The 20,898-nt window shown below is 64.5% G+C and carries 20 protein-coding genes; 11 read left to right on the plus strand and 9 right to left on the minus strand.

The annotated features are described in order from the left end of the window. Window positions 1-23 precede the first annotated feature (23 nt). Window positions 24-908, plus strand: coding sequence for an SMP-30/gluconolactonase/LRE family protein (locus BLS26_RS22470; RefSeq protein ID WP_092518413.1), 885 nt, complete (start codon window positions 24-26; stop codon window positions 906-908). Between the two features lie 7 nt (window positions 909-915). On the opposite strand, the gene BLS26_RS22475 is transcribed toward BLS26_RS22470, so the two are convergent. Beyond that, window positions 916-1,473: an HNH endonuclease gene (locus BLS26_RS22475; protein ID WP_092514711.1), complete on the minus strand. Its 558-nt coding sequence runs from the start codon at window positions 1,471-1,473 to the stop codon at window positions 916-918. Between the two features lie 188 nt (window positions 1,474-1,661). Between BLS26_RS22475 and BLS26_RS22480 the strand changes: the two genes are divergently transcribed. Then, window positions 1,662-3,419 (plus strand): chloride channel protein, encoded by a 1,758-nt coding sequence (locus BLS26_RS22480; RefSeq protein ID WP_092518414.1) that lies wholly within the window; start codon window positions 1,662-1,664, stop codon window positions 3,417-3,419. Window positions 3,420-3,559: 140 nt separating this feature from the next. Here BLS26_RS22480 and BLS26_RS22485 read toward each other — a convergent pair whose 3' ends face one another. From BLS26_RS22485 to BLS26_RS22510, 6 genes are all read right to left on the minus strand, one after another. Then, entirely contained in the window at window positions 3,560-4,528 is a 969-nt protein-coding gene (locus BLS26_RS22485) for a peptidyl-alpha-hydroxyglycine alpha-amidating lyase family protein (RefSeq protein WP_092514712.1), read from the minus strand. A 157-nt stretch (window positions 4,529-4,685) separates the two neighbouring features. Further along, entirely contained in the window at window positions 4,686-6,470 is a 1,785-nt protein-coding gene (locus BLS26_RS22490; protein ID WP_092514713.1) for an NAD(P)/FAD-dependent oxidoreductase, read from the minus strand. Between the two features lie 178 nt (window positions 6,471-6,648). Then, window positions 6,649-7,731 carry a DUF2855 family protein gene (locus tag BLS26_RS22495; RefSeq protein WP_092514715.1) on the minus strand — a complete coding sequence of 361 codons (1,083 nt, stop codon included), beginning with the start codon at window positions 7,729-7,731 and terminating at the stop codon, window positions 6,649-6,651. A 250-nt stretch (window positions 7,732-7,981) separates the two neighbouring features. Further along, window positions 7,982-9,514 carry an acyl-CoA synthetase gene (locus BLS26_RS22500; RefSeq protein ID WP_172804666.1) on the minus strand — a complete coding sequence of 511 codons (1,533 nt, stop codon included), beginning with the start codon at window positions 9,512-9,514 and terminating at the stop codon, window positions 7,982-7,984. A gap of 21 nt (window positions 9,515-9,535) precedes the next feature. Further along, window positions 9,536-10,720 (minus strand): ABC transporter substrate-binding protein, encoded by a 1,185-nt coding sequence (locus BLS26_RS22505; protein ID WP_092514717.1) that lies wholly within the window; start codon window positions 10,718-10,720, stop codon window positions 9,536-9,538. A gap of 53 nt (window positions 10,721-10,773) precedes the next feature. Continuing rightward, the gene (locus BLS26_RS22510) at window positions 10,774-11,748 is read right to left on the minus strand and encodes a nitronate monooxygenase family protein (protein WP_092514719.1); all 975 of its coding nucleotides are present in this window, start codon (window positions 11,746-11,748) and stop codon (window positions 10,774-10,776) included. Window positions 11,749-11,903: 155 nt separating this feature from the next. Here BLS26_RS22510 and BLS26_RS22515 point away from each other — a divergent pair, with 155 nt between their 5' ends. Further along, window positions 11,904-12,791, plus strand: a complete 888-nt coding sequence (locus BLS26_RS22515) for a LysR family transcriptional regulator (protein ID WP_092518416.1) — start codon at window positions 11,904-11,906, stop codon at window positions 12,789-12,791. Here the strand turns inward: BLS26_RS22515 and BLS26_RS22520 are convergent. Next, entirely contained in the window at window positions 12,748-13,485 is a 738-nt protein-coding gene (locus BLS26_RS22520) for a DNA-3-methyladenine glycosylase (protein WP_092514720.1), read from the minus strand. The genes BLS26_RS22515 and BLS26_RS22520 overlap by 44 nt on opposite strands. A gap of 121 nt (window positions 13,486-13,606) precedes the next feature. On the opposite strand from BLS26_RS22520, the gene gluQRS reads away from it, so the two are divergent. Continuing rightward, window positions 13,607-14,479, plus strand: a complete 873-nt coding sequence (gene gluQRS, locus BLS26_RS22525; RefSeq protein ID WP_092514721.1) for a tRNA glutamyl-Q(34) synthetase GluQRS — start codon at window positions 13,607-13,609, stop codon at window positions 14,477-14,479. An 85-nt stretch (window positions 14,480-14,564) separates the two neighbouring features. After that, entirely contained in the window at window positions 14,565-15,863 is a 1,299-nt protein-coding gene (locus BLS26_RS22530) for an ATP-binding protein (RefSeq protein ID WP_092514722.1), read from the plus strand. On the opposite strand, the gene BLS26_RS22535 is transcribed toward BLS26_RS22530, so the two are convergent. Beyond that, window positions 15,790-16,650: a YihY/virulence factor BrkB family protein gene (locus tag BLS26_RS22535; RefSeq protein ID WP_172804811.1), complete on the minus strand. Its 861-nt coding sequence runs from the start codon at window positions 16,648-16,650 to the stop codon at window positions 15,790-15,792. The two genes, BLS26_RS22530 and BLS26_RS22535, sit on opposite strands and share 74 nt — an antisense overlap. Window positions 16,651-16,817: 167 nt before the next feature. On the opposite strand from BLS26_RS22535, the gene BLS26_RS22540 reads away from it, so the two are divergent. The 6 genes from BLS26_RS22540 (at window position 16,818) to BLS26_RS22565 (ending at window position 20,861) form a co-directional block, all read left to right on the plus strand. Further along, on the plus strand, window positions 16,818-17,012 hold the full coding sequence (locus tag BLS26_RS22540) for a twin transmembrane helix small protein (protein ID WP_092514724.1): 195 nt from the start codon (window positions 16,818-16,820) through the stop codon (window positions 17,010-17,012). A gap of 13 nt (window positions 17,013-17,025) precedes the next feature. Next, complete coding sequence (locus BLS26_RS22545; protein WP_092514725.1) at window positions 17,026-17,598, plus strand: cob(I)yrinic acid a,c-diamide adenosyltransferase; 573 nt, start codon at window positions 17,026-17,028, stop codon at window positions 17,596-17,598. Window positions 17,599-17,725: 127 nt separating this feature from the next. Beyond that, window positions 17,726-18,475, plus strand: coding sequence for an electron transfer flavoprotein subunit beta/FixA family protein (locus BLS26_RS22550; protein ID WP_092514727.1), 750 nt, complete (start codon window positions 17,726-17,728; stop codon window positions 18,473-18,475). Next, entirely contained in the window at window positions 18,475-19,419 is a 945-nt protein-coding gene (locus tag BLS26_RS22555) for an electron transfer flavoprotein subunit alpha/FixB family protein (RefSeq protein WP_092514729.1), read from the plus strand. The genes BLS26_RS22550 and BLS26_RS22555 overlap by 1 nt, the downstream gene beginning before the upstream one ends. A 195-nt stretch (window positions 19,420-19,614) precedes the next feature. Beyond that, a complete protein-coding gene (locus BLS26_RS22560; protein ID WP_092518417.1) occupies window positions 19,615-20,496 on the plus strand; it encodes a 3-hydroxybutyryl-CoA dehydrogenase in 882 nt (293 codons plus the stop codon). A 167-nt stretch (window positions 20,497-20,663) separates the two neighbouring features. After that, entirely contained in the window at window positions 20,664-20,861 is a 198-nt protein-coding gene (locus BLS26_RS22565; RefSeq protein ID WP_092514730.1) for a putative motility protein, read from the plus strand. Window positions 20,862-20,898: the final 37 nt, after the last annotated feature.

Raw genomic sequence — 20,898 nt, forward strand, 5'->3', positions numbered from 1 at the left:
ATGCGATGAACAGTGACGTGGCGATGGAAGAGGTCCCGACCGCCGTACTCGGTGACGAGCGGTGCCACCTCGGCGAGGGACCGACCTACGATGCCGCCACCGACACGGCGTGGTGGTTCGACATTGTCGAGCGCCGGCTGTTCGAGGCGCATCTCGGCGGTGGACGAACGACGATCCATTCCCTCGGCGTGATGGGCAGCGCGCTTGGGCGCATCGACGCGCATCGCCAGCTCGTCGTCGCCGACGACGGCCTTTATGTTCGCGCACTGGCGGATGGACGAATGGAACTGTTCCGTCCATTGGAGGCGGATAATCCCGCGACGCGGTCGAACGATGCAAGGGTGCATCCGTCCGGCACGTTCTGGATCGGCACCATGGGACGCCGCGCCGAACCCGGTGCGGGCGCGATCTATGCCCTTCATCGCGGCGAGCTGTCGCTTCTGTATGGCGAGATCACGATTCCGAACGCGATCTGCTTTTCACCGGATGGTGCCGTCGGCTATTTCGCTGACACCGGGAAGAATGTGCTGTTCCGTGTCGACCTCGATGCGGCGACCGGCTTGCCGCGCGGCGCACCGGTGCCGTTGGTTCGCCGACGCGGCGGCGGCGGTATCGATGGCGCGGTGGTCGATGCCGACGGCCTGATCTGGAATGCGCGCTGGGGCGGCGGCTGCGTCGACGTCTACAGCCCGCAAGGCCGGCACCTGCGCAGCCTGCGCGTGCCGGCACGGCAGTCGAGCTGTCCCGCCTTCGTCGGTCGCGATTTGTCGCGGCTGCTGGTGACCTCGGCCTGGCAAGACATGGGAGACGACGCCAGGCGTGCCGATCCCGACCATGGCCGCACCTTTGTGCTGGATGTCGCCGCGCGTGGCCGGCCCGAACCCGAGGTGAAACTCGCGGCGGCTTGATGCGGCGCTACGGATCGAGCTCGGTATCCCAGTATAAATAATCCAGCCAGCTATCGTGCAGATAGTTCGGCGGGAACAGCCGCCCGTTGCGGTGCAGTTGATGCACGGTCGGCGCGAACGGGTGTTGCCTCGGAAACATCCGTGCCTGCTGCGGCGTCAAATTGCCCTTGCGCAGATTGCAGGGCGAACAGGCCGCGACCACGTTTTCCCAGGTGGTCTGGCCGCCCTTGCTGCGCGGGATGATGTGATCGAAGGTGAGGTCGTTATGCGCGTGGCAATACTGGCAGACGAAGCGGTCGCGCAAAAAGACGTTGAACCGGGTGAAGGCGGGGTGGGTGGTCGGCTTGACGAAGGATTTGAGCGACACCACGCTCGGCAACTGAATCTCGAAGCTCGGGCTGTGCACCGCGCGGTCGTAGTGCTCGACGATGTTGACGCGATCGAGAAACACCGCCTTGATCGCGTCCTGCCACGACCAGAGAGACAGCGGGTAATAACTCAGCGGCCGGAAATCCGCGTTCAGCACCAGTACCGGCCAACCGCCTTGCGAGACATGTGCGTTCAAGTAACGCTCCTGACTCCCATGTTAGCTGCGAAGCAGCATTGCGTCTGCATACTACAGGCAGCGTGACGGGATTGTGAAGAGCGTTCCGGGCCTTATCCGTGGCCGCCATGATCCTGCCCAATTGCGTCACCGGCGCAAACACCGCTAAACCGGGCGCCAAGCCGCTTGCCGCAGACGGACCCCGCCAAATGACCACCAAGAGCCGCTATCTGGAGGCGCCACGCCGGCTGCGGGCTTTCGTCCGCGCGCATGAAATCAGCCTGGTAATCCTGGCGGCGCTGATCGGAACCATCAGCGGGGCGGTGGTGGTCGCCATGAGCGTGGCGGTCGCGGGCCTTCACGCCGTACTCTTCAATATTTCGATCCGGGAACGGCTTTCGAGCCAGCTCTCGATCGAGCCGCTGCGGGCCCTGCTGGTGCCGAGCCTGGGCGGGCTCGTGCTCGGCATCGCCTTCCTGCTGATCGCGCGCTGGCGGCCGGCGCGCGAGATCGACCCGATCGAGGCCAATGCCCTGCATGGCGGGCGGATGTCGTTTCGCGGCAGCGTGATCGTGGCGCTGCAGACGATCTGGTCCTCCGGCGTCGGCGCTTCCGTCGGCCTCGAGGCCGGCTATACCCAGCTTGCCAGCGGGCTTGCCGCCTCGCTGGGGCGGGGATTTCACCTCCGCCGGGCCGACCAGCGCGTCATGGTCGGCTGTGGTGCGGCGGCGGCGATCGCCGGCGCGTTCGGGGCGCCGCTGGCCGGCGCGTTCTATGCCTTCGAGCTGGTGATCGGCGGCTATACGCCGGCGAGCCTCACGCCGGTCGGGGTAGCGGCCGTCGCCGGCTACTTCGTCACCCACGGTTTTTCGGCGCTGTCGCTCGGCATCGGCATCGAATCGTTCGGCGAGGTGCGCGGCCGCGACCTCGCCATCGCTGCGGTGTTCGGGCTGCTGGCGGGACTGTTCGGGATCGCGATCATGCGCGGCGTGGCGCTGTGCGAGACCTTGCTGACGAGGATACGTTTGTGGGCGCCGCTGCGCCCGGCGCTGGGCGGTCTCGCCGTCGGCGCCATGGCGCTGTTGACGCCGCAGGTGATGTCGTCCGGTCACGGCGCGCTGCATTTCACCGGGATCGTCTCATTGCCGCTCGCGGTCATCGCCGGCGTGTTCCTGCTCAAGGCGCTGGCCTCGATCGTCTCGCTCGGCAGCGGTTTTCGCGGCGGACTGTTTTTTGCAACGCTCTTGATGGGCGCGTTGGGCGGCCGGCTGTTTGCCGCCGGTGTCGACGCCATCGTGCCGGGCTTCCACCTCGAACCCAGCGTCTATGCCGTGATCGGCATGAGCGCGCTGTCGGCTTCGGTGGTCGGCGGTCCCCTGACGATGTCGTTCATCGCGCTGGAATCCACCGGCAATCTCTGGCTCACCACCGCGGTGCTGGTCGCGGTTATCATCTCGACACTGATCACCCGCGAACTGTTCGGCTACTCCTTTGCCACCTGGCGGCTGCATCTGCGCGGCGAGACCATTCGCAGCGCCGCCGATGTCGGCTGGATCCGGGACCTGACGGTCGGACGGCTGATGCGGCCTGACCTGACCACGGTGAATGCCGATATTCGAATCGCTGAGTTCCGGGCCAAGTTTCCGCTCGGCTCCAAGACGCAAGTGGTCGCAGTCGACGGTGAGGGCCACTACGCCGGGCTGGCGCTGGTCGCCGAAGCGCACGCGGCCGATGTCGATGAAGACAAGGGCCTGATCGATATCCTGCATCACCGCGAGGTGGTGCTGCACCCCGTGATGAACATCCAGGAAGCCATTGCCGTTTTCGACGCGGCGGAAGCCGAATCGCTGGCGGTGGTGGAGGCCGGCGGCGAGCGCCGCCCGATCGGGACCCTGACCGAGGCCCACGCCATGAAGCGCTACGCGGAAGAATCCGAACAGCGCCGGCGCGAGGCGGTCGGGGACTGATCAAGTTCACTCCGTCATGCCCGGCCTTGTGCCGGGCATCCACGTCTTGCGGTCTTGCAGCAAGAGAAGACGTGGATGGCCGGGACAAGCCCGGCCATGACGGAAAATGATTCGATCGAGTCGCTTTTTCGCCCGCCGCTCTAGATTTTCTCCAGCTTCTGCAGGCAGCGCGCGACCCCAACCTCCGGCGGCATTGGCGTGTCCGGGTGGCTGGTCTTCCAGTCGGTGACGCCGACCTCGCCGAGATAGATGTCGCCCCTGGAATCCACCGCGATACCGTGCGGGGCGAGGAATTTTCCGGCCTCGATGCCTGGGCCGTTCTCCCCGCCGAGACGCGCGATGCGGTTGCCCTTGGCGTCGACGATCGAAAGCCGCGGTCCGAGGTTCGGCGACTTGCGGTTGACCGCCATGCCCGGACCGAGTTCACCGATGATGAAGGTCGGCTGCTTGCCGCCGCAGCGGCACAGTGCGCAGGGGCGATGGAGGTTGTTCCACTGCGTCTCGTATTTGCCGTTGCCGTCGAACACCTGCACGCGGTGGTTCTCGCGGTCGGCGACATAGACATACCCGTCGGCATCGGTCGCGATGTTGTGCACGATGTTGAACTGGCCGGGATCGGTGCCGGGTTCGCCCCAGGTCTTCAACAGTCTGCCGTCGGGCGAATATTTGTGGACGCAGGCATTGCCGTAACCGTCCGAGACGTAGATCTCGCCCTGCGGCGACAGCGCGGTATGGGTGCAGCGGTGAAACGGCTCGCCGCTCATGAACGGCGCCGGCTTGTTCGGGATGCCGATCGTCATCAGCACCTTGCCGTCGGTCGAGCACTTGCGCACGGTGTGGTCGCCGTCATCGGTGCAGTAGAGATGGTCATCGCTGTCGATATGCAGGCCGTGGGCGCGGTTGAACAGCCCTTCGCCCCAGCTCCGAAGAAAATTGCCGTCGCGGTCCAGCACCACCATCGGATGGGCGCCGCGGTTGAACACATAAAGGCGGTCCTTGCTGTCGACCGCGACGGACGCGACGTCGGTGAGGCTCCAGCCGTCAGGGAGTTTCGCGAAATTCTCGACGACACGGTAGCGATGGTCGCCTGAGCCGAGAATGGCCGGCATGTGTGTGCCCCCCTGAGTGCTGCCGTCATTCCGGGATGGTCTGAAGGACCAGACCCCAGGGGTGCAATTGCACCCCGGGGAATCTCGAGATTCTCAGATGCGCAATTGCGCATCATAGTTCGATGCTGCGCATCGCCCCGGAATGACGTTGATGGATTTATGCCGTCACCGCCCTTGGCCCCACGTCCCGCGGCAACAGCCCTTCCTCGATCGCCTTGATCTGCAGCGCCAGGTGTTTTGAGCCGATGCGGCACTGCGCCAGCCCGCCGGCGATCAGCCACAGGCCGGGCTGGCCGGTGCGCGTATACATGTTGCGCAATTCCTGCCCGTCGCCAAAACCCCAGATCGTGCCGACGCGCTTCTCCACGCCTTCGCCGAACAGCTTGCGCACCAGTTCTTCCTGGCGCTTGTAGCCGGTCGCCAGCACCACGAGGTCGGCGGCGACGAGCTCTCCGCTCTTCATTCTGGCGCCATCAGCGACAAACGTGTCGATGTCGGCGAACTGCTTCAGCGCGATATCGCCCTTCACGATCAGGTCGGAGCAGCCGACGTTGAAATAATAGCCGCCACCGCGGGTGAGGTATTTGAACTGCCAGCCGGTGTTGTCCTCGCCGAAATCGAGCTTGAAACCGGCACGCGCCAGGCCGTCGAGCAGGTCCTGATCGAGCTCCCTGGATTTTTGGCAGGTTATCGCATGGCTCTTGCGCGCGACGGGTAGCGGCATCGAGGTTGCGATCAGGTCGTTATCCTCCAGCGTGCCTTCGTTGTAGGGCGTGTAGACCAGTTGCGCCGAGGGCTCGATGCTGACCACCAGGGTCGATGAGCGCTGCACCATGGTGACCTCGGCGCCGCTCGAATGCAGATCCTGCGCGATGTCGTGGCCGCTGTTGCCGGTGCCGACAACGATCGCGCGCTTGCCCTTCCAGCTCTCGCCGTCGTCATACTGGCTGGAATGCATCACCTTGCCGGCAAAATCCTTCAGGCCGGATATTTCGGGCACGCTCGGAATGCCGCTGACGCCGGTCGCCAGCACGACATGGCGCGGATGCATGGTGCGCTGGCTGCCGTCGGCACGACGCAGCGTCACGGTCCAGCGGCCTTCTTTCTCGTCGTAGTCGCCGCCCTCGAACTCGGTCTCGGTCCAGAAGTTCAGCTCCATGGTTTCGACATAGGATTCGAACCAGTTGGCGAGCTTGTCCTTCGGGATGTAGGTCGGCCAGTTCGGCGGGAACAGCATGTAAGGCAGGTGGTTGACCTGGACCTGGTTGTGCAGCGTCAGCGCATGGTAGCGCTTGCGCCAGTTGTCGCCGATCCGCTTCTCGCGATCGACGATCAGCGTATCGACATTCAGTTGCTTCAACCGGGCGGCGATGCTGAGGCCGGATTGGCCGCCACCGATCACGAGCACGGTGGGATCGCGATCGGCATAGGCGTTCGATGCCTTGCGCAGATCGAGCCAGTTGGGGCCACGGAAATCGCGCGAGTAGGCGCTGCCGCGCGGGCGCTGGGCGCCGAGCTGTTCCTCAAAACCTTTCAGCTCGCCGAGCTCGGTGAGCAGCGTCCAGGCCTTCAACTTGCCGTCGGCCGTATCCGGGATCAGCCGGATGATGCCGTTGCCGCGGCCGACCTCGGTTTCGAATTTGAAGATGGCTTCAATGCAGTCGGTGCCCGCGCGCATCACCCTGCGCGGCGCCCGGCGGTCGGGATCGATCGCAAAGCCACGCGGCGCTGCGCCGCGTGCGTGCGCCTTGATTTCCGTGAGGATGCCGTCCGCGCCGTTGATGGTCTGGATGTCCCAGCTCAGCGCCAGCACGTCGCGCCAATGGCTGTCCCGGCAAAACAGTGACGTCAGCAAGCCATCGTCCGGCCTGGTCACCGCCTCTTCGAATTGCGCGAGCCAGTTGTCGGCCGCCACCGAAATATCGTCGGTCTTGTCGAGCATGAGCGTTTCTCGTCACCGGCCGTCTGTGCGGCGTTTTCCCTGGCTGCGAGCCTATACCCATTCGGGAGCGCGCAGAAAGAGCGTGAGGAGATATCGGTCATACGCTGGCGGTCGATCAAAGCATTTTCTTTTGACGCGTTTTCTTAACGCGAACCGGGATCCACTTCGCTTGAAAACGCTATGAAAGCGACAGGATATGCCCGAGATTCGGCGGCACGCGGCCGTTGAGGGTATCGAGATAGGCCGTCTGCACCGCGGCCGGCCCGCGACCCTCGGTCACATCGAGCCACTGATCGAGTTTTGGCGCGAAGCCGGACCATGCGGCGCCGAAGCGCTTGTCGATGCCGCCGGGGCCCCATTCCTTCGCGCGCTTGCGGATCTGGTCTGGCGCGAAGAACCACGTCGGCTTGGCGCCGGGCAGGGTGGGTTCGTCAGGCGAAACGCCGCGGTGGGTGAGTCCGACCTGTCCGGAATATTTCATCTGCTCGCCGAAGTGCCGGTGCAACCGTTCGCGCAAGTCGCTATTCCCGGCCATGTCGACGAATGCAACGGGCGAGTCGGCGGGCACCGACGTAACCTGATCATAGGTCACGACCTCGTCGTAGCAGCCAAGCGATTTGACGAAGGCGGTGTTGCCGGCCGAGGTCAGCCCGATCACCTTGATGCCCCGCGCGTGCAGGAGATGGGCAAGGCCGAATGCGGTCTTGCTGGAAGCCGACGACAGCATCACGCGTTTGGCGCCATAGTCTTCGTTCTCGGCGAGGAAGTCGTCGACCAGGAACGACAGCATGAACAGCGGCCGCAGCAGCGCCTGATAGTCGCCCTGCTTGCCCGCGAACGCTGGATCGCCGCTGACGCGGGCATAGGCGTTGTAGACCGGCGAAACCCCTTGCCGGTGCGCGGCCGCATCGCGCAGGCCGCGCTTGCTGACGTCGGCGGCTTCGATGACCAGATGTGTCGCCATCGGGAAATAGCCGAACAGGGTTTCGCCCGCAGCGATATCTGGATGTTTCGAGGCGATCACCTCGCCAAATCCCCACACCGGGACGTTGCCGAAATCCTTTGGCGCCGGAAATAGCTGCCAATACTTGAGCTGATCGCCGAGCACGGCGTAGGTGATGTTGTTGGCGGTCAACGCGAACCGCGTGACCTTGACCAGCAGCGCCTCATCGGGAAGCGATGCGGCGTCGGGCAGTTGCATCTCGATGATCTTGCTTTGCTGCAGATCGTTGCGGGCGACGACGAAATCGGTGGACTGCATGGCTCTATCCCTGCTCATCATGTGACGCGATCATTGCCCGGTTCGATGACTGCTTTGCAACAGCGAATAGCGTTTCAAACGTTGTTCGTTTCAAACGCTGTTCGGTTTCCTCTCTTCCGTCATTGCGAGGAGCGAAGCGACGAAGCAATCCAGTCTTTCTTCGTGCGGCAAGATGGATTGCTTCGCGGAGCCTGTCATCGGGCGCGCATTCGCGCGACCCGTTGGCTCGCAATGACGTGGAGAGGGCGTCTCACACCGCCGCGCGCAGCCCGCCTTCCGCATGCAGATCGCGCAGCTTGCGCTTGAAGATCTTGCCGCTGGCCTCGCGCGGCAGCGCGTCGAGAAACTGAATGTCCTTTGGCACCTTGAAGTTGGCGAGTTTTCCGCGCAAAAATTCCTGCACGGCGCGCGGCGAGAGCGAAGCGTTCGTTTCCGGCTCGATGCAGGCGAACAGCCGTTCGCCGAACTCGTCGTCGGGAATGCCGAACACCGCGCAGTCGCGCACGCCGTCCATGCCGATCAGCGCGTTCTCGATCTCTGCCGGGTAGATGTTGACGCCGCCCGAGATCACCATGTCGCGCTTGCGGTCGCACAGGAACAGATAGCCGTCCGCGTCGAGGTAGCCGACGTCGCCGACGCTGATCAAGCCATCGCGCCCGGCCTCGGCGCGCGCCTCGGCCTTGCCGTGATAATCGAAATCCGAGGTCGCGACCTGGCGCATGAAGATCTCGCCGGGTTCGTTGACGTCGCACAGTTCGCCGTCGGGGCGGAAAATCTTCACGATGCCGCCTTCGATGGCGCGGCCGACGGTGCCGGGCTTTGCCAGCGCTTCCTCGGCCGAGTGCCACACCGGAATGCCGGTTTCGGTCGAGCCGAAATATTCGTGAACGACGGTGCCCCACCAGTCGATCATGGCGCGCTTGACCTGCGGCGGGCAGGGCGCCGCGCCATGCACGATGAAGCGCAGCGACGACAGGTCGTAGCGGCGCTTCACCTCGTCCGGCAGCCGCAGCAGGCGGACGAACATCGTCGGCACCATGTGCATGTGGGTGACGCGATGGCGCGCGATCAGTTGCAGCATGTCCTCGGGGTCGAAGCGCGGTTCGAGCACGATGGTGCAGCCGTTGCGGAACGCCAGCATACCGTAGGAGTTCGGCGCCGAATGGTACATCGGGCCGTTCATCAGGATCACCTGGTCGTCGCCGGCCTTGATGCCGTAGGCGATGGTGCCGACGCGCGCGGAGGCTGCCTGCTGTTCGGGCTGCATCGGCTTGCGGCGCACGCCTTTCGGCAGGCCTGTCGTGCCCGACGTATAGAACATCGGCGCGCTGCCGATCGCCGGCGTTTGCAATGGGGCGTGGGTGTCGCGCCAGTCGTCCCAGTCGGTCATGCCTTCGGGGACCCGCGTCAACGGTGTCGCGACGTTGAACGCGGCCGCGATTTCCGGCGGCGTCGTCACCACGAACAGCTTCAAGTGCGGGGGCAGGCCGTCACGAATCTGCGGCAACAAATCAGCGTGGCAGACCAGGATTTCGGCGCCGCTGTCGGCCAGGATGTAGGCGACCTCTTCCGCCTTCAGGTGCCAGTTGATCGGTACCACGGGGCTGCCGAGCGCCGCAGCGGCGCCGGACACCTCGAACAGCGCAAAGTCGTTGCGCAGCATCATGGCGACGGGCGTGCCGCCGCCAAGGCCGATCGCTCCGAATCCGGTCGCCGCCCGGGCGATGCGGGCTTGAATGTCGGGATAGCTGATGCTGCGGTCGCCGCTGATGATCGATGTCACGTTGTTCTCCCCGGCCTTGGCTCAGCGGTCGTCCAGAATTTCGCCGAAGCCGACCCAGCTCTTGCCGTCGAAGCGGCGCAGCCGAAGTTGCTGGAACGGCAGATAGTCGTCGGCATCGGTCGACACCGTCATTCCCGGCAGCAGCAACGGCAGCGGCACCTCGCGCAGCGACGCCGCCTGCTTCATGATGTTGTCGCGGCCAAGATCGTCCTTGCACGCCGTCAGCACCTTCATCAGCAGGCTGGCATAGTGGTAGCCTGCGGCATAGTTCGAATTGTTGAGGTCGGCGTTCGGCAGATACTGCTTCATGAAGGCGAAATAATCCTTGACGCCGGCATCGTCGGCCCATTGCGCGTCCATCGCGTCCTTCTGGTTGCTGGACGAGATCAGGCCGACGGCGTTTTCGAGGCCGGCGGGTTCCAGGAACGAGATCGATGACGCCGAGGTCGGTACGAAGAACAAATCAGGTTTCCAGTTGATTTCGGCCGCACCCTTGATCATCTGCGAGGTGAATTTTCCGAGCACGACGCCGAACATCACGTTGGCGCCGGAGGCCTTCAGCGTCGCCAGCTGCGAGCTGATGGTCGGCGCGCTGGTCTCGTAGCTGGCTTCCGCCACGATCATGGTCGCGGCCTTGTCGCCGAGCGCGCGCTTGAAACCGGCGACATAGTCGCGGCCGAAGTCGTCGTTCTGCGAGAGAATAGCGATCTTGGCGTCGGGTTTGGTCTGCAGGATATGCTTGGCATAGACCACGCCCTCGGACTGGTAGGCCGCCATGCCCGGCATGGTCCACGGAAAGTTCTTCGGGTCGGCCCATTTGGTGGCGCCGCTCAGCACGAACAGTTGCGGCACCTTCTTGCCGTTGAGGTAGCGATGCACGGCGCTGTTGGTCGCGGTTCCCAAGGAGCCGAACATGATCTGCACTTCATCCTGCTCGACCAGTTTGCGGGTCTGCTCTACCGTCTTCGGCGGCGAGTAGGCATCATCGAGACTGATGAATTTGATCTTGCGGCCGTTGACGCCACCGTCGGCGTTGACCTTCTCGAAATAGGCCTGTTCCGCCCGGCCGATGGTGCCGAAGCCCGATAGCGGTCCGCTGTAGGGCAACGTCTGGCCGATGCGAATTTCGCCCTTGTCCTCGGCGCGGGCTGTCGCGCCCGCCAGAAGAGCGAATGCGAGCGTCACTATGTGCCGCGAGAATTTCATCGTTCCAGTCCCTTGGTCTCTGTTTTTCTTGTTGAAGCGAGGTCGCGCCGATTTTAAGCTCGCGCCCGCTTCAGGAAGTCGCCGCTGGCGTCGATGAACTCGGCCTTCATGCGCTCGACCAGTTCGGAAACCGGCGGAGCGTCGGCGATCTGGCCAATGCCCTGGCCGGAACCCCAGATGTCGCGCCACGCCTTGACCTTCATGTTGCCGCCGGAGCCGAAATTCATCTTCGACTTGTCGGCGACCGGCAGGTTGTCGGGATCGAGGCCCGCCGCCACGATCGACGGTCCGAGATAGTTGCCGTGCACGCCGGTGAACAGGTTGGAATAGACGATGTCGTGCGCGGCGTGTTCGATCAGCGCGGCCTTGTAAGCCTGATCGGCGTTGGCTTCGGCGGTCGCGATAAAGCGGGTGCCGATATAAGCGAGGTCGGCGCCAAGCGCGAGCGCGGAGGCCACGCCAAAACCGTCGGAGATCGCGCCCGACAGCAGGATGGTGCCCTTGAACCACTGCTTGACCTCGCGCACCAGCGCGAACGGCGACAGCGTGCCGGCGTGGCCGCCGGCGCCGGCGCAAACCAGAATCAGACCGTCGACGCCCTGTTCGGCGGCCTTGCGGGCGTGCTTGACGTTGATGACGTCGTGGAACACGACGCCGCCATAGGAATGCGCGGCCTCGACGATTTCCTGCGGCGGGCGCAGCGAGGTGATGATGATCGGAACCTGGTGCTTCACACAGGTTTCCATGTCCTTCATCAGCCGGTCGTTGGAGGCGTGGCAGATCTGGTTGACGGCGTAGGGCGCGACCTTCTTCTCCGGATGCAGCGCCTTGTATTCGCCGAGCTCGTTCTCGATCCGGCTCAGCCATTCGCCGAGCTTTTCGACCGGACGGGCATTGAGCGCCGGGAACGAGCCGACAATGCCGGCCTTGCACTGGGCGATCACGAGCTCGGGTCCGGAGACGATGAACAGCGGCGATCCGACCACCGGCAGTTCGAGCGTATTCACAAGCGAAGCGGGCAACGGCATGCGGTCTCTCCCTGGGAACGCGGCCCGGGCGGATCCGGAACGCGGCTGTCATGTTGATTGATGCGGTGCATTATAGCGCTGGACGGCAAGGCCGGCCTGTCCAATATTGAACAGATGACTATCCAGTTATGAACACGATCCGGCGGGAGAGCACGATGGACTGGGACCTCTGCAAGACCTTCGTTGCGGTGGCCGAAACCCGCAGCTTCGCGGCGGCGGCGCGCCAGCTCCGCTCCAGCCACCCGACGGTCGGCCGCAAGGTCGCCGAACTGGAAAGCCAGCTCGGCATTCCCCTGTTCGCACGTTCCAACGATGGGCTGTCGCTGACCTCGCAGGGGCGCAAGTTTCGCGAGCATGTCGAGGCGATGGCGGCGGCGGCGTTGCGCGCCGAAGCCGCGGTGTCGGCGACCGGCGCGCAGGCCCGCGGCGTGGTCAAGCTGTCGATCGGGGCGACGCTGGCCTCGCACTGGCTGATGCCGCGGCTCGGGGAGTTCTTACGCGCCCACGACCATATTCAATTGGAGATCATCACCCATCCGTTTCCGGCCAGCGTGCGCCGCCGCGAAGCCGACGTGGTGCTGCGTCCGGTCGACAGCGGCGAGGAGAACCTGATCGGCCGCCGGATCGGCCGGCTCGGCACCGGCTTCTACGCCTCGCGCGCCTATGCGGCGCGGCGGCCGCTGCCGGAACGGCGCGACGAGTGGAAAGGGCACAGCGTCATCGGCTTTGCCGACCGCGCCTCGAACGAGCGGCTGGCGCGCTGGAGCGATTTCATCACTCGGCAGGGAACGGTGGTGCTGCGTTGTTCGTCGCAGGGCGACATGCTGGCGGCGGCGCGCGCCGGGCTCGGGATTTCGGCGCTGTCCTGTTTCGTCGCCGCCGCCGATCCGGATCTGGTGCGCGTCGCGCCGCAAAAACTCCTCAGCGTGGCCGACCTCTGGCTGCTGGCCCATCCGGACCTGGTCGATCTCCCCGCGGTGCGCGCGGTGATCGGCTTCGTCACCGCTTGCGCGCGCGAGGACCGGGTGACTTTGAGAGGCTAGGCTTGGCGGGGTTAACTTTGGCGAGGCTAACCTTGGCGGGACTGACCTTTTCCGTCAGCACGCCCTCGCGCTTCTTCAACACGCGATAGTAACTCCACCACAGATGCGCCGCCGCCCCACGCAGCGGACGCCACGGCTCCGCCAGCGGCGCCATTTGTTTTGGCGTCGGGCGTGTCGCCAGACCGAGCCCGACCTTGACGGCTTCCTGCACCGCGATGTCGCCGGCCGGCCAGGCGTCGGCGTGGCGCAGGCAAAACAGCAGATAGACGTCGGCGGTCCACGGCCCGATGCCGTGGAGCGCCGTCAGCGTGTTGTGCGCGGCGTCGGCGTCCTCTTCCGCCAGCACGTCGAGGTTCAGCCGCTCGGCATCGAGTTCGCGCGCGATGTTCTTCAGCGTCTTGATCTTGGCCCCGGAAAGACCGAGCCGGCCGAGGCGGTCGGTGCGGGCCTTGCGGATGGCGGAATGATCGAACGGGTCGAACGCCGCCGAGAGCCGGCCCCAGATCGCCGCGGCACTCGCGGTCGAGACCTGCTGGCCGCAGACGATGTGCGCCAACCCCGCAAACCCCGGCTCGCGCTGCCGCAGCACCGGCATGCCCGTGAGTTCGAGGATCGGCCTCAGCCGCCTGTCCTGCTTGACCAGCACGCCAATGGCGTCTTCGAGATCGGCCTGGGTGTTGAGATGGATCGTCATTGTTTCCTTCTAGCCGTCATGCGCGGGCGTAGCCGTCAAGGACGGCGTCGCTTCCGCTTGCCTTTGCCCGCGCATCCATCTCCTATCGTAACAGAGTCCCTGTTCGTGCGAATGCTGCCAGATGCCGCCACCCGTTTTCCGATTTGCGCCGAGTCCGAACGGCTATCTTCACCTCGGCCACGCCTGTTCGGCATTGCTGAACTTCGACCTGGCACGCGCGGCTGGTGGAAGATTCCTGCTGCGCATCGAGGATATCGACGCCACGCGCTGCCGGCCGGAATTCGAGGCCGCGATCTACCAGGATCTCGGCTGGCTTGGCCTCACCTGGGAAACGCCGGTGCGGCGGCAGTCGGAGCATTTTGACGCTTATCGTGAGGCCGTCGAAAAACTCAGGGCGAGCGGCCTGATCTATCCGAGTTTCGAGAGCCGCACCGAGATCGCCCGGCTGGTCGCGCAACAGCAAAGCGCCGCGCTATGGCCGCACGATCCCGATGGGGCGCCGCTGTACCCGGGGGATGCAAAGTCGCTTTCGCCGGAGGAGCGCAAGCGCCTGATCTCGTCCGGCGTGCCTTACGCGCTGCGGCTCGATATGACCGCGGCCTGCGCCCAGGCAAAAGATCTCGGCTGGACCGAGCTTGGCGAAGGCCTCGATGGCGAGCGCGGGGCCGTCACCGCCCGGCCGGAGGACTGGGGCGACGTCATCCTGGCGCGCAAGGAGACGCCGACCAGCTATCATCTGTCTGTCGTGATCGACGACGCCCTGCAGGGCGTCACCGACGTGGTGCGGGGCAGCGACCTGTTCTGGTCGACCAGCGTGCACCGGCTGCTGCAATCGCTGCTCGGGCTTCCGCAACCGCTCTACCGTCATCATCCGCTGATGACGGATGCATCGGGGCAAAAACTCTCGAAATCGACCGGGGCCATGGCTTTGCGCGAACTGCGCGCGGCCGGGGCGACCCCGGCGGACATCCGGGAACGGGTGCAACTGCCGTAGTTTACCGGCTGTGGTAACCGCAAACCCGCCCGTGACTCGCGCCGCCGTGACATGGCATGCTGGGTACCGCGGGGACACGGGGACCATGTCGGCAAAACCACGCGTACGGCGTTTAACAGGGCTGACCAAAAAGCGGCCGGCGAAGAAGCGCGCCAAAAAGCGGCCGGCCAGGAAGCCAGCGGCCAGGAAGCTGCCGGCCAAGCAACCGCTCGCCAAGCCGCGTCGCAGGCGCGCGGCCGTGTCGGGACCGGGCATGGTCGAGGCAGCACTTGCGGCATTCGCCCATGAGGTCCGCACGCCACTGACCGGCATCCTCGCCATCAGCAATCTCCTGGCAACGTCCGATCTCGACGAACGCGAGCGGCGCTGGGCCGATACCATCAAGGCCGGCGCCGAACATCTGTCGAGCCTGGCAACGCTATTTGTCGATGCCGCGCGAAGCCGAGGCGCCCATGCCAGCGTGCGGCAGGACCTGTTCGACCTGCGGGCGCTGGCGCGCAACGCCGGCGATTCGCTGGCGGGACGGGCGGCGGCCAAAGGGCTGCAGTGGTCCGTCGAGATTTCCGAAAAACTGCCGGCGTTCGTGGTCGGCGATCCGGTCCGGCTGCGCGCGGCACTGGAAAACCTGATCGACAATGCCGCGAAGTTCACCGAGCAGGGCGCCATTGAACTGACGGCGGTGCCGCTTCGGGCTGCCGCCGGCAAGGTCGGCGTCGCCTTCGCGATATCGGACAGCGGCATCGGCCTCGCGCTCAACGAGGTCAAGCGGCTGTTCCGGCCGTTCTCGCAGGCCAATGTCAGCATTGCTTCGCGTTTCGGTGGCGCCGGGCTCGGTCTGGCATCGGTCAAGCAGATCGCGCGCGCGATGGGCGGCGACATCATGGTTGCGGCGCGGCGGGGCGGCGGCACCACCTTCACGCTGGCGGTGACGCTGACGCGTGCGCGCGCCTCCAAGCCAGCCGGCGGCCGTGGCGCCGACGGTGAGATATCGCTGCCCGGCCAGCGGCCGCTCAAACTGCTCAGCGTCGAGGACAACCCGTTCGGCCGCGTCGTGCTCAACGCCATCCTGACCGAACTCGGCCATCAGACCGAATTCATCGGCCGCGGCGAAGCCGCTCCCGAGCGGATCGCGCAAGGCGCGTTCGATGCCGTGCTGATGGACATGGTGCTGCCCGGCATCGACGGCATCGAGGCCATCAAAAGGATACGTGCGCTAGCTGCGCCCTACGGCCGGATTGCTGTTATCGGCGTGTCGGGTCGCGGCGACGACGAGACCGCGGCGCGCGAGGCCGGCGCCGACGCCTTTCTGGTCAAGCCTGTGTCTCCGCGCGCGCTCGCGACTGCGCTGCATGAAGCGACACGCCGTGGGGTAGTTGAGACTTGATGATCGCCGCATTCAGTTCGCCGCCATAGACGAAGATCGCTGCGATGAAATACAGAAACACCAGCGCGATGATCACCGATGCGAGGCCGGCATACATTGTGACGTAGTTGTTGGCGAAGCGCGCCAGATACTGGCCGAACACGATGCCCGACACCAGCGACGCCGCCAGGGTGAAGATGATGCCGGGCAGGATCTGCAGAAACCCTCTGCGTCCGGCCGGCAGCCAGGCGTGCAGGATGAACAGTGCCACGATCAGCGCCGAGATGGTGATGCCGTAGCGGCTGACGTTGAGGAAATGCTCGTTGGTCTCGACGAAAAACGGGATGTGGCGCCGCGCCGCTTCCAGCATCAACGGCCCGAGCACGATCAGGAACGCCATCGCTAGCGAGGTGAACGCCGCCACCAGCGTGTAGCCGATCGATTCCAGCCGCAGCCAGTACCAGCGCCGCGGCTCGATCACGGAGTAGGCGCGGTTCAGCGCCACCCGCAGCGCCTCGACGCCATTGGAGGCAAAGTAGACCGCGAGCACGGCGCCGATGGTCAGGATGTCGCCGCGCGTGGTGGTCAGGACGTCGTGGATTTCGCTCGACAGCGAATCGGCGACCTGCTTGGGCCACACTTCCAGCAACAGGCTGACGGCCTGGTCCGCCAGTTCCTTGGAACCGAAAAAGCCGGCCAGCGAGGTCAGCACGATCAGGAACGGAAACAGCGCCATCAGCGTCGACAGCGCGATATGGCTCGCGATTGCCCAGCCGTCGTCGGCGAGGAAGGTGTAAAACGCATCCATCGTGACATGGTAGACGTACCTGACCTGCCTCACGTCCCACCTTGTGTCTGGCAATGGTTGTTCGATCCGGGCATTCGGCGACCTTCTGATATTATTGCATTAAAAGCCAGATCGTTGACCCCTGTGAACGTGTAGCAGTCGGCCCAAGGCGGTGTTATGTAGCGCCAATGGCATCCTTTCTGAGTTCGATTGTTCTTCCCATCGCCGTTGCGGCGGTCGCCATCGTGCTGCTGCTCGGCCTTATCAACATGATGCGCGGCGGCTCGCCGAACCGGTCGCAACAACTGATGCGGCTGCGGGTGTTGCTGCAATTCGTCGCCATCGTCATCACCATGATCGCCGTCTGGGCGATGGGCAGGTAGGGGGAAGCAGCCGATGGTCATACTCAACCGCATCTATACCAAGACCGGCGACGACGGCACCACCGCGCTCGGCAGCGGCGAGCGCCGTCCGAAATTCGATCTGCGGATCGCCGCCTACGGCACCGTGGACGAGACCAACGCCGCGATCGGCGTGGTACGGCTGCATCTGGCCGGTGCGCCGGAGCTCGATAAAATGCTGGGCCTGATCCAGAACGATCTGTTCGATCTCGGCGCAGACCTCGCCGTGCCGCAGCGCGACGGCAAGGCGGAACGCTTAAGGGTGGTGTCGAGCCAGGTCGAGCGGCTCGAGCGCGACATCGACGACCTGAACGCCAATCTGGCGCCCCTGACGTCGTTTATTCTGCCGGGCGGCACCCCCGCCGCGGCATACCTGCATCTCGCCCGCACCATATGTCGCCGGGCGGAGCGGATCGTGGTGGAACTCGCCGCCAATCCGGCTGAGCCGGTCAGCGAGGCTGCCATACAGTATATCAACCGCCTGTCGGATTTCCTGTTCGTGGCCGGCCGCGCCGTCAACGACAACGGGGCCGGCGACGTGCTGTGGGTGCCGGGTCAGAACCGCTAAAATACCCCTCGGCTCAGGGGCATCGCCGGGCCGATTTTTGGCTTTCGCGCGTTGACCACCGGTAGCGGGACCTTTAGGTTCCGCGCCCAAGCCAATCAAACCCCAGAATTCAAGCGAAAGAGGATCGATGAAGGTTCTTGTGCCGGTAAAGCGGGTGGTCGATTACAACGTCAAGGTCCGCGTCAAGAGCGACGGAACGGGCGTGGAACTCGCCAACGTGAAGATGTCGATGAATCCGTTCGACGAAATCGCCGTCGAGGAAGCCCTGCGGCTGAAGGAAGCCGGCAAGGCGACCGAGGTGGTGGTGGTGTCGATCGGCCCGGCGCAGGCCTCGGAAACCATCCGGACCGGTCTTGCGATGGGCGCGGACCGCGGCATCCTGGTCAAGGCCGAAGGCAATGTCGAACCGCTGGCGGTCGCGAAGATTCTCAAGGCCATCGCCGACGCGGAAAAGCCCGGCCTGATCATCCTCGGCAAGCAGGCGATCGACGACGACTCAAACCAGACCGGCCAGATGCTGGCAGCCCTGCTCGGCTGGTCGCAGGCGACCTTTGCCTCCAAGCTCGAAGTCGAAGGAAGCGACTTCAAGGTGACGCGCGAAGTCGACGGTGGCCTGCAGACCGTGCAGCTGAAGGGACCCTCGATCGTCACGACCGACTTGCGATTGAACGAGCCGCGCTACGCCTCGCTGCCCAATATCATGAAGGCGAAGAAGAAGCCGATCGACGACAAGAGCGCGTCCGATTACGGCGTCGACCTCACGCCGCGTCTCGAAGTGCTCAAGACATCGGAACCGCCCGGCCGCAAGGGAGGCGTCAAGGTCAAGGACGTCGCCGAACTGATTTCCAAGCTCAAGACCGAAGCCGGGGTTCTCTGATGACTACGCTGTTGATTGCCGAACACGACAATGCGTCGATCAAGGACTCCACCAACAAGGCGCTGACTGCGGCTGCCGCCCTCGGCGCCGACGTTCACGTGCTGGTCGCCGGCGAAAACGCCAAGGCGGCTGCGGATGCGGCGGCGAAGCTCGCCGGCGTCAAGAAGGTGTTGCTGGCGGACGGTCCGCTCTATGCCCACGACCTCGCCGAGCCGCTGGCCGCGCTGATCGTGGCACTCGCCCCGGGCTACGACGCCTTTGTCGCGCCCGCGACCTCGCGCTTCAAGAACGTGATGCCGCGCGTCGCAGCCCTGCTCGACGTCATGCAGGTCTCGGAAATCATCAAGGTGGTTGCGCCCGATACCTTCGAGCGTCCGATCTATGCCGGCAACGCGATCCAGACCGTGAAGTCCAAGGACGCCAAGAAGGTCATCACGGTGCGGACCTCGACCTTTGCCGCCGCCGGTGAAGGCGGCAGCGCGTCGGTCGAGAACGCCGCATCGGCAGCCGATCCCGGCCTCTCCAGCTTTGTCGGCGAGGAAGTCGCCAAGAGCGACCGTCCCGAACTGACCTCGGCCAAGATCATCGTCTCCGGCGGCCGTGCCATGCAGAGCCGCGAGAATTTTGCCAAATATATCGAGCCGCTCGCCGACAAGCTCGGCGCCGGCGTCGGCGCCTCGCGCGCCGCGGTCGATGCCGGCTACGCGCCGAACGACTGGCAGGTCGGCCAGACCGGCAAGGTGGTGGCGCCGGAACTGTACATCGCGATCGGCATCTCCGGCGCGATCCAGCATTTGGCCGGCATGAAGGATTCCAAGGTGATCGTCGCGATCAACAAGGATGAGGACGCGCCGATTTTCCAGGTTGCCGATTACGGCCTGGTCGCGGACCTCTATCAGGCGGTTCCCGAACTGACCGAGGAACTCGGCAAGCTCGGAAAGTAACCAACAAGGCACCGGCCGGATAAAACGACTTCCGGCCGGTGTTTATTCGACAGGCGTTTTCAAGCGAAGCGGATACCGACTTTGCGTGAAGAAAACGCGCCAGAGGTGGGACTGAAGGCTCGATTCTGATTATATCAGAACCGGGATTCAGAGATGAACAGGCGCTGACTGCGCGCCGTTCCGGTGGATGGCAAGATGGCGGTGACAATCAAGAAGGTCGGCGTGATCGGCTCGGGCCAGATGGGCAACGGCATTGCGCATGTGGCGGCGCTCGCCGGTTACCATGTGGTGCTGAACGATCTGTCCTCCGAGCGGCTGAAATCGGCGATGGCGACCATCAACGGCAACCTGTCGCGCCAGGTCTCGAAGAAGATTATCAGCGAGGACGCGCGCAAGCAGGCGCTGGACCGGATCGTTTCCGCCGAGACGCTCGACGGGTTGTCGGATTGCGATCTCGTGATCGAGACCGCGGTCGAAAAGGAAGAGGTCAAGCGCAAGATCTTCCACGATCTCTGTGCGGTGCTGAAGCCGGAAGCGATCGTCGCGTCCAACTCGTCGTCGATCTCGATCACGCGGCTTGCCGCCTCGACCGACCGGCCCGAGCGCTTCATCGGCATTCACTTCATGAATCCGGTGCCGCTGATGGAGCTGGTCGAGCTGATCCGCGGCATCGCCACCGATGACGAGACCTTCGATGCGGCCAAGGGCTTCGTCGCCAAGCTCGGCAAGCAGATCGCGGTATCCGAGGATTTCCCGGCCTTCATCGTCAACCGCATCCTGCTGCCGATGATCAACGAGGCGATCTACACGCTGTATGAAGGCGTCGGCAACGTCGAGGCGATCGACGCGGCGATGAAGCTCGGCGCCCACCATCCGATGGGGCCGCTGGAACTGGCCGATTTCATCGGGCTCGATACCTGTCTGTCGATCATGCAGGTGCTGCACGAGGGGCTGGCGGATTCCAAATACCGGCCGTGCCCGCTGCTGGTGAAATATGTCGAGGCCGGCTGGCTTGGCCGCAAATCCCAGCGCGGCTTCTACGACTACCGTGGCGACAAGCCGGTCCCGACGCGGTAAGGGCTCAAGCATCGGTGCCGTAGGGTGGGTTAGGCGTAGCCGTAACCCACCATCACCTTTGCGAGACTGCGGTGGATTACGCTTCGCTAATCCACCCTACGGACCGCCACTTCCAGAATTCATTAACCACCTCGCGCTAGGGTCCTCGGCGACGAGGAGTTCTGCGTATGGACATGATGGCAATGGTATCGAGCGTGCTCGCCATGCAGGCGGGGAATACCCAGATGCAGGTCGCGACCTCGATTATGAAGTCCAACTCGGACGCCGAAAAGTTCGCGGTCCAGACCCTGCTGGGCGGCCAGGCCTCGCCGTCGACCGCCAATCTTGGTCCCGGAATCGGCGGCAATCTCGACGTTTCCGCCTAGAGGCCGGCTTTAAACTCGGCTCGATCTTCCCGATTCG

It is taken from the genome of Afipia sp. GAS231 (assembly GCF_900103365.1).
Taxonomy (GTDB): Bacteria; Pseudomonadota; Alphaproteobacteria; order Rhizobiales; family Xanthobacteraceae; genus Bradyrhizobium.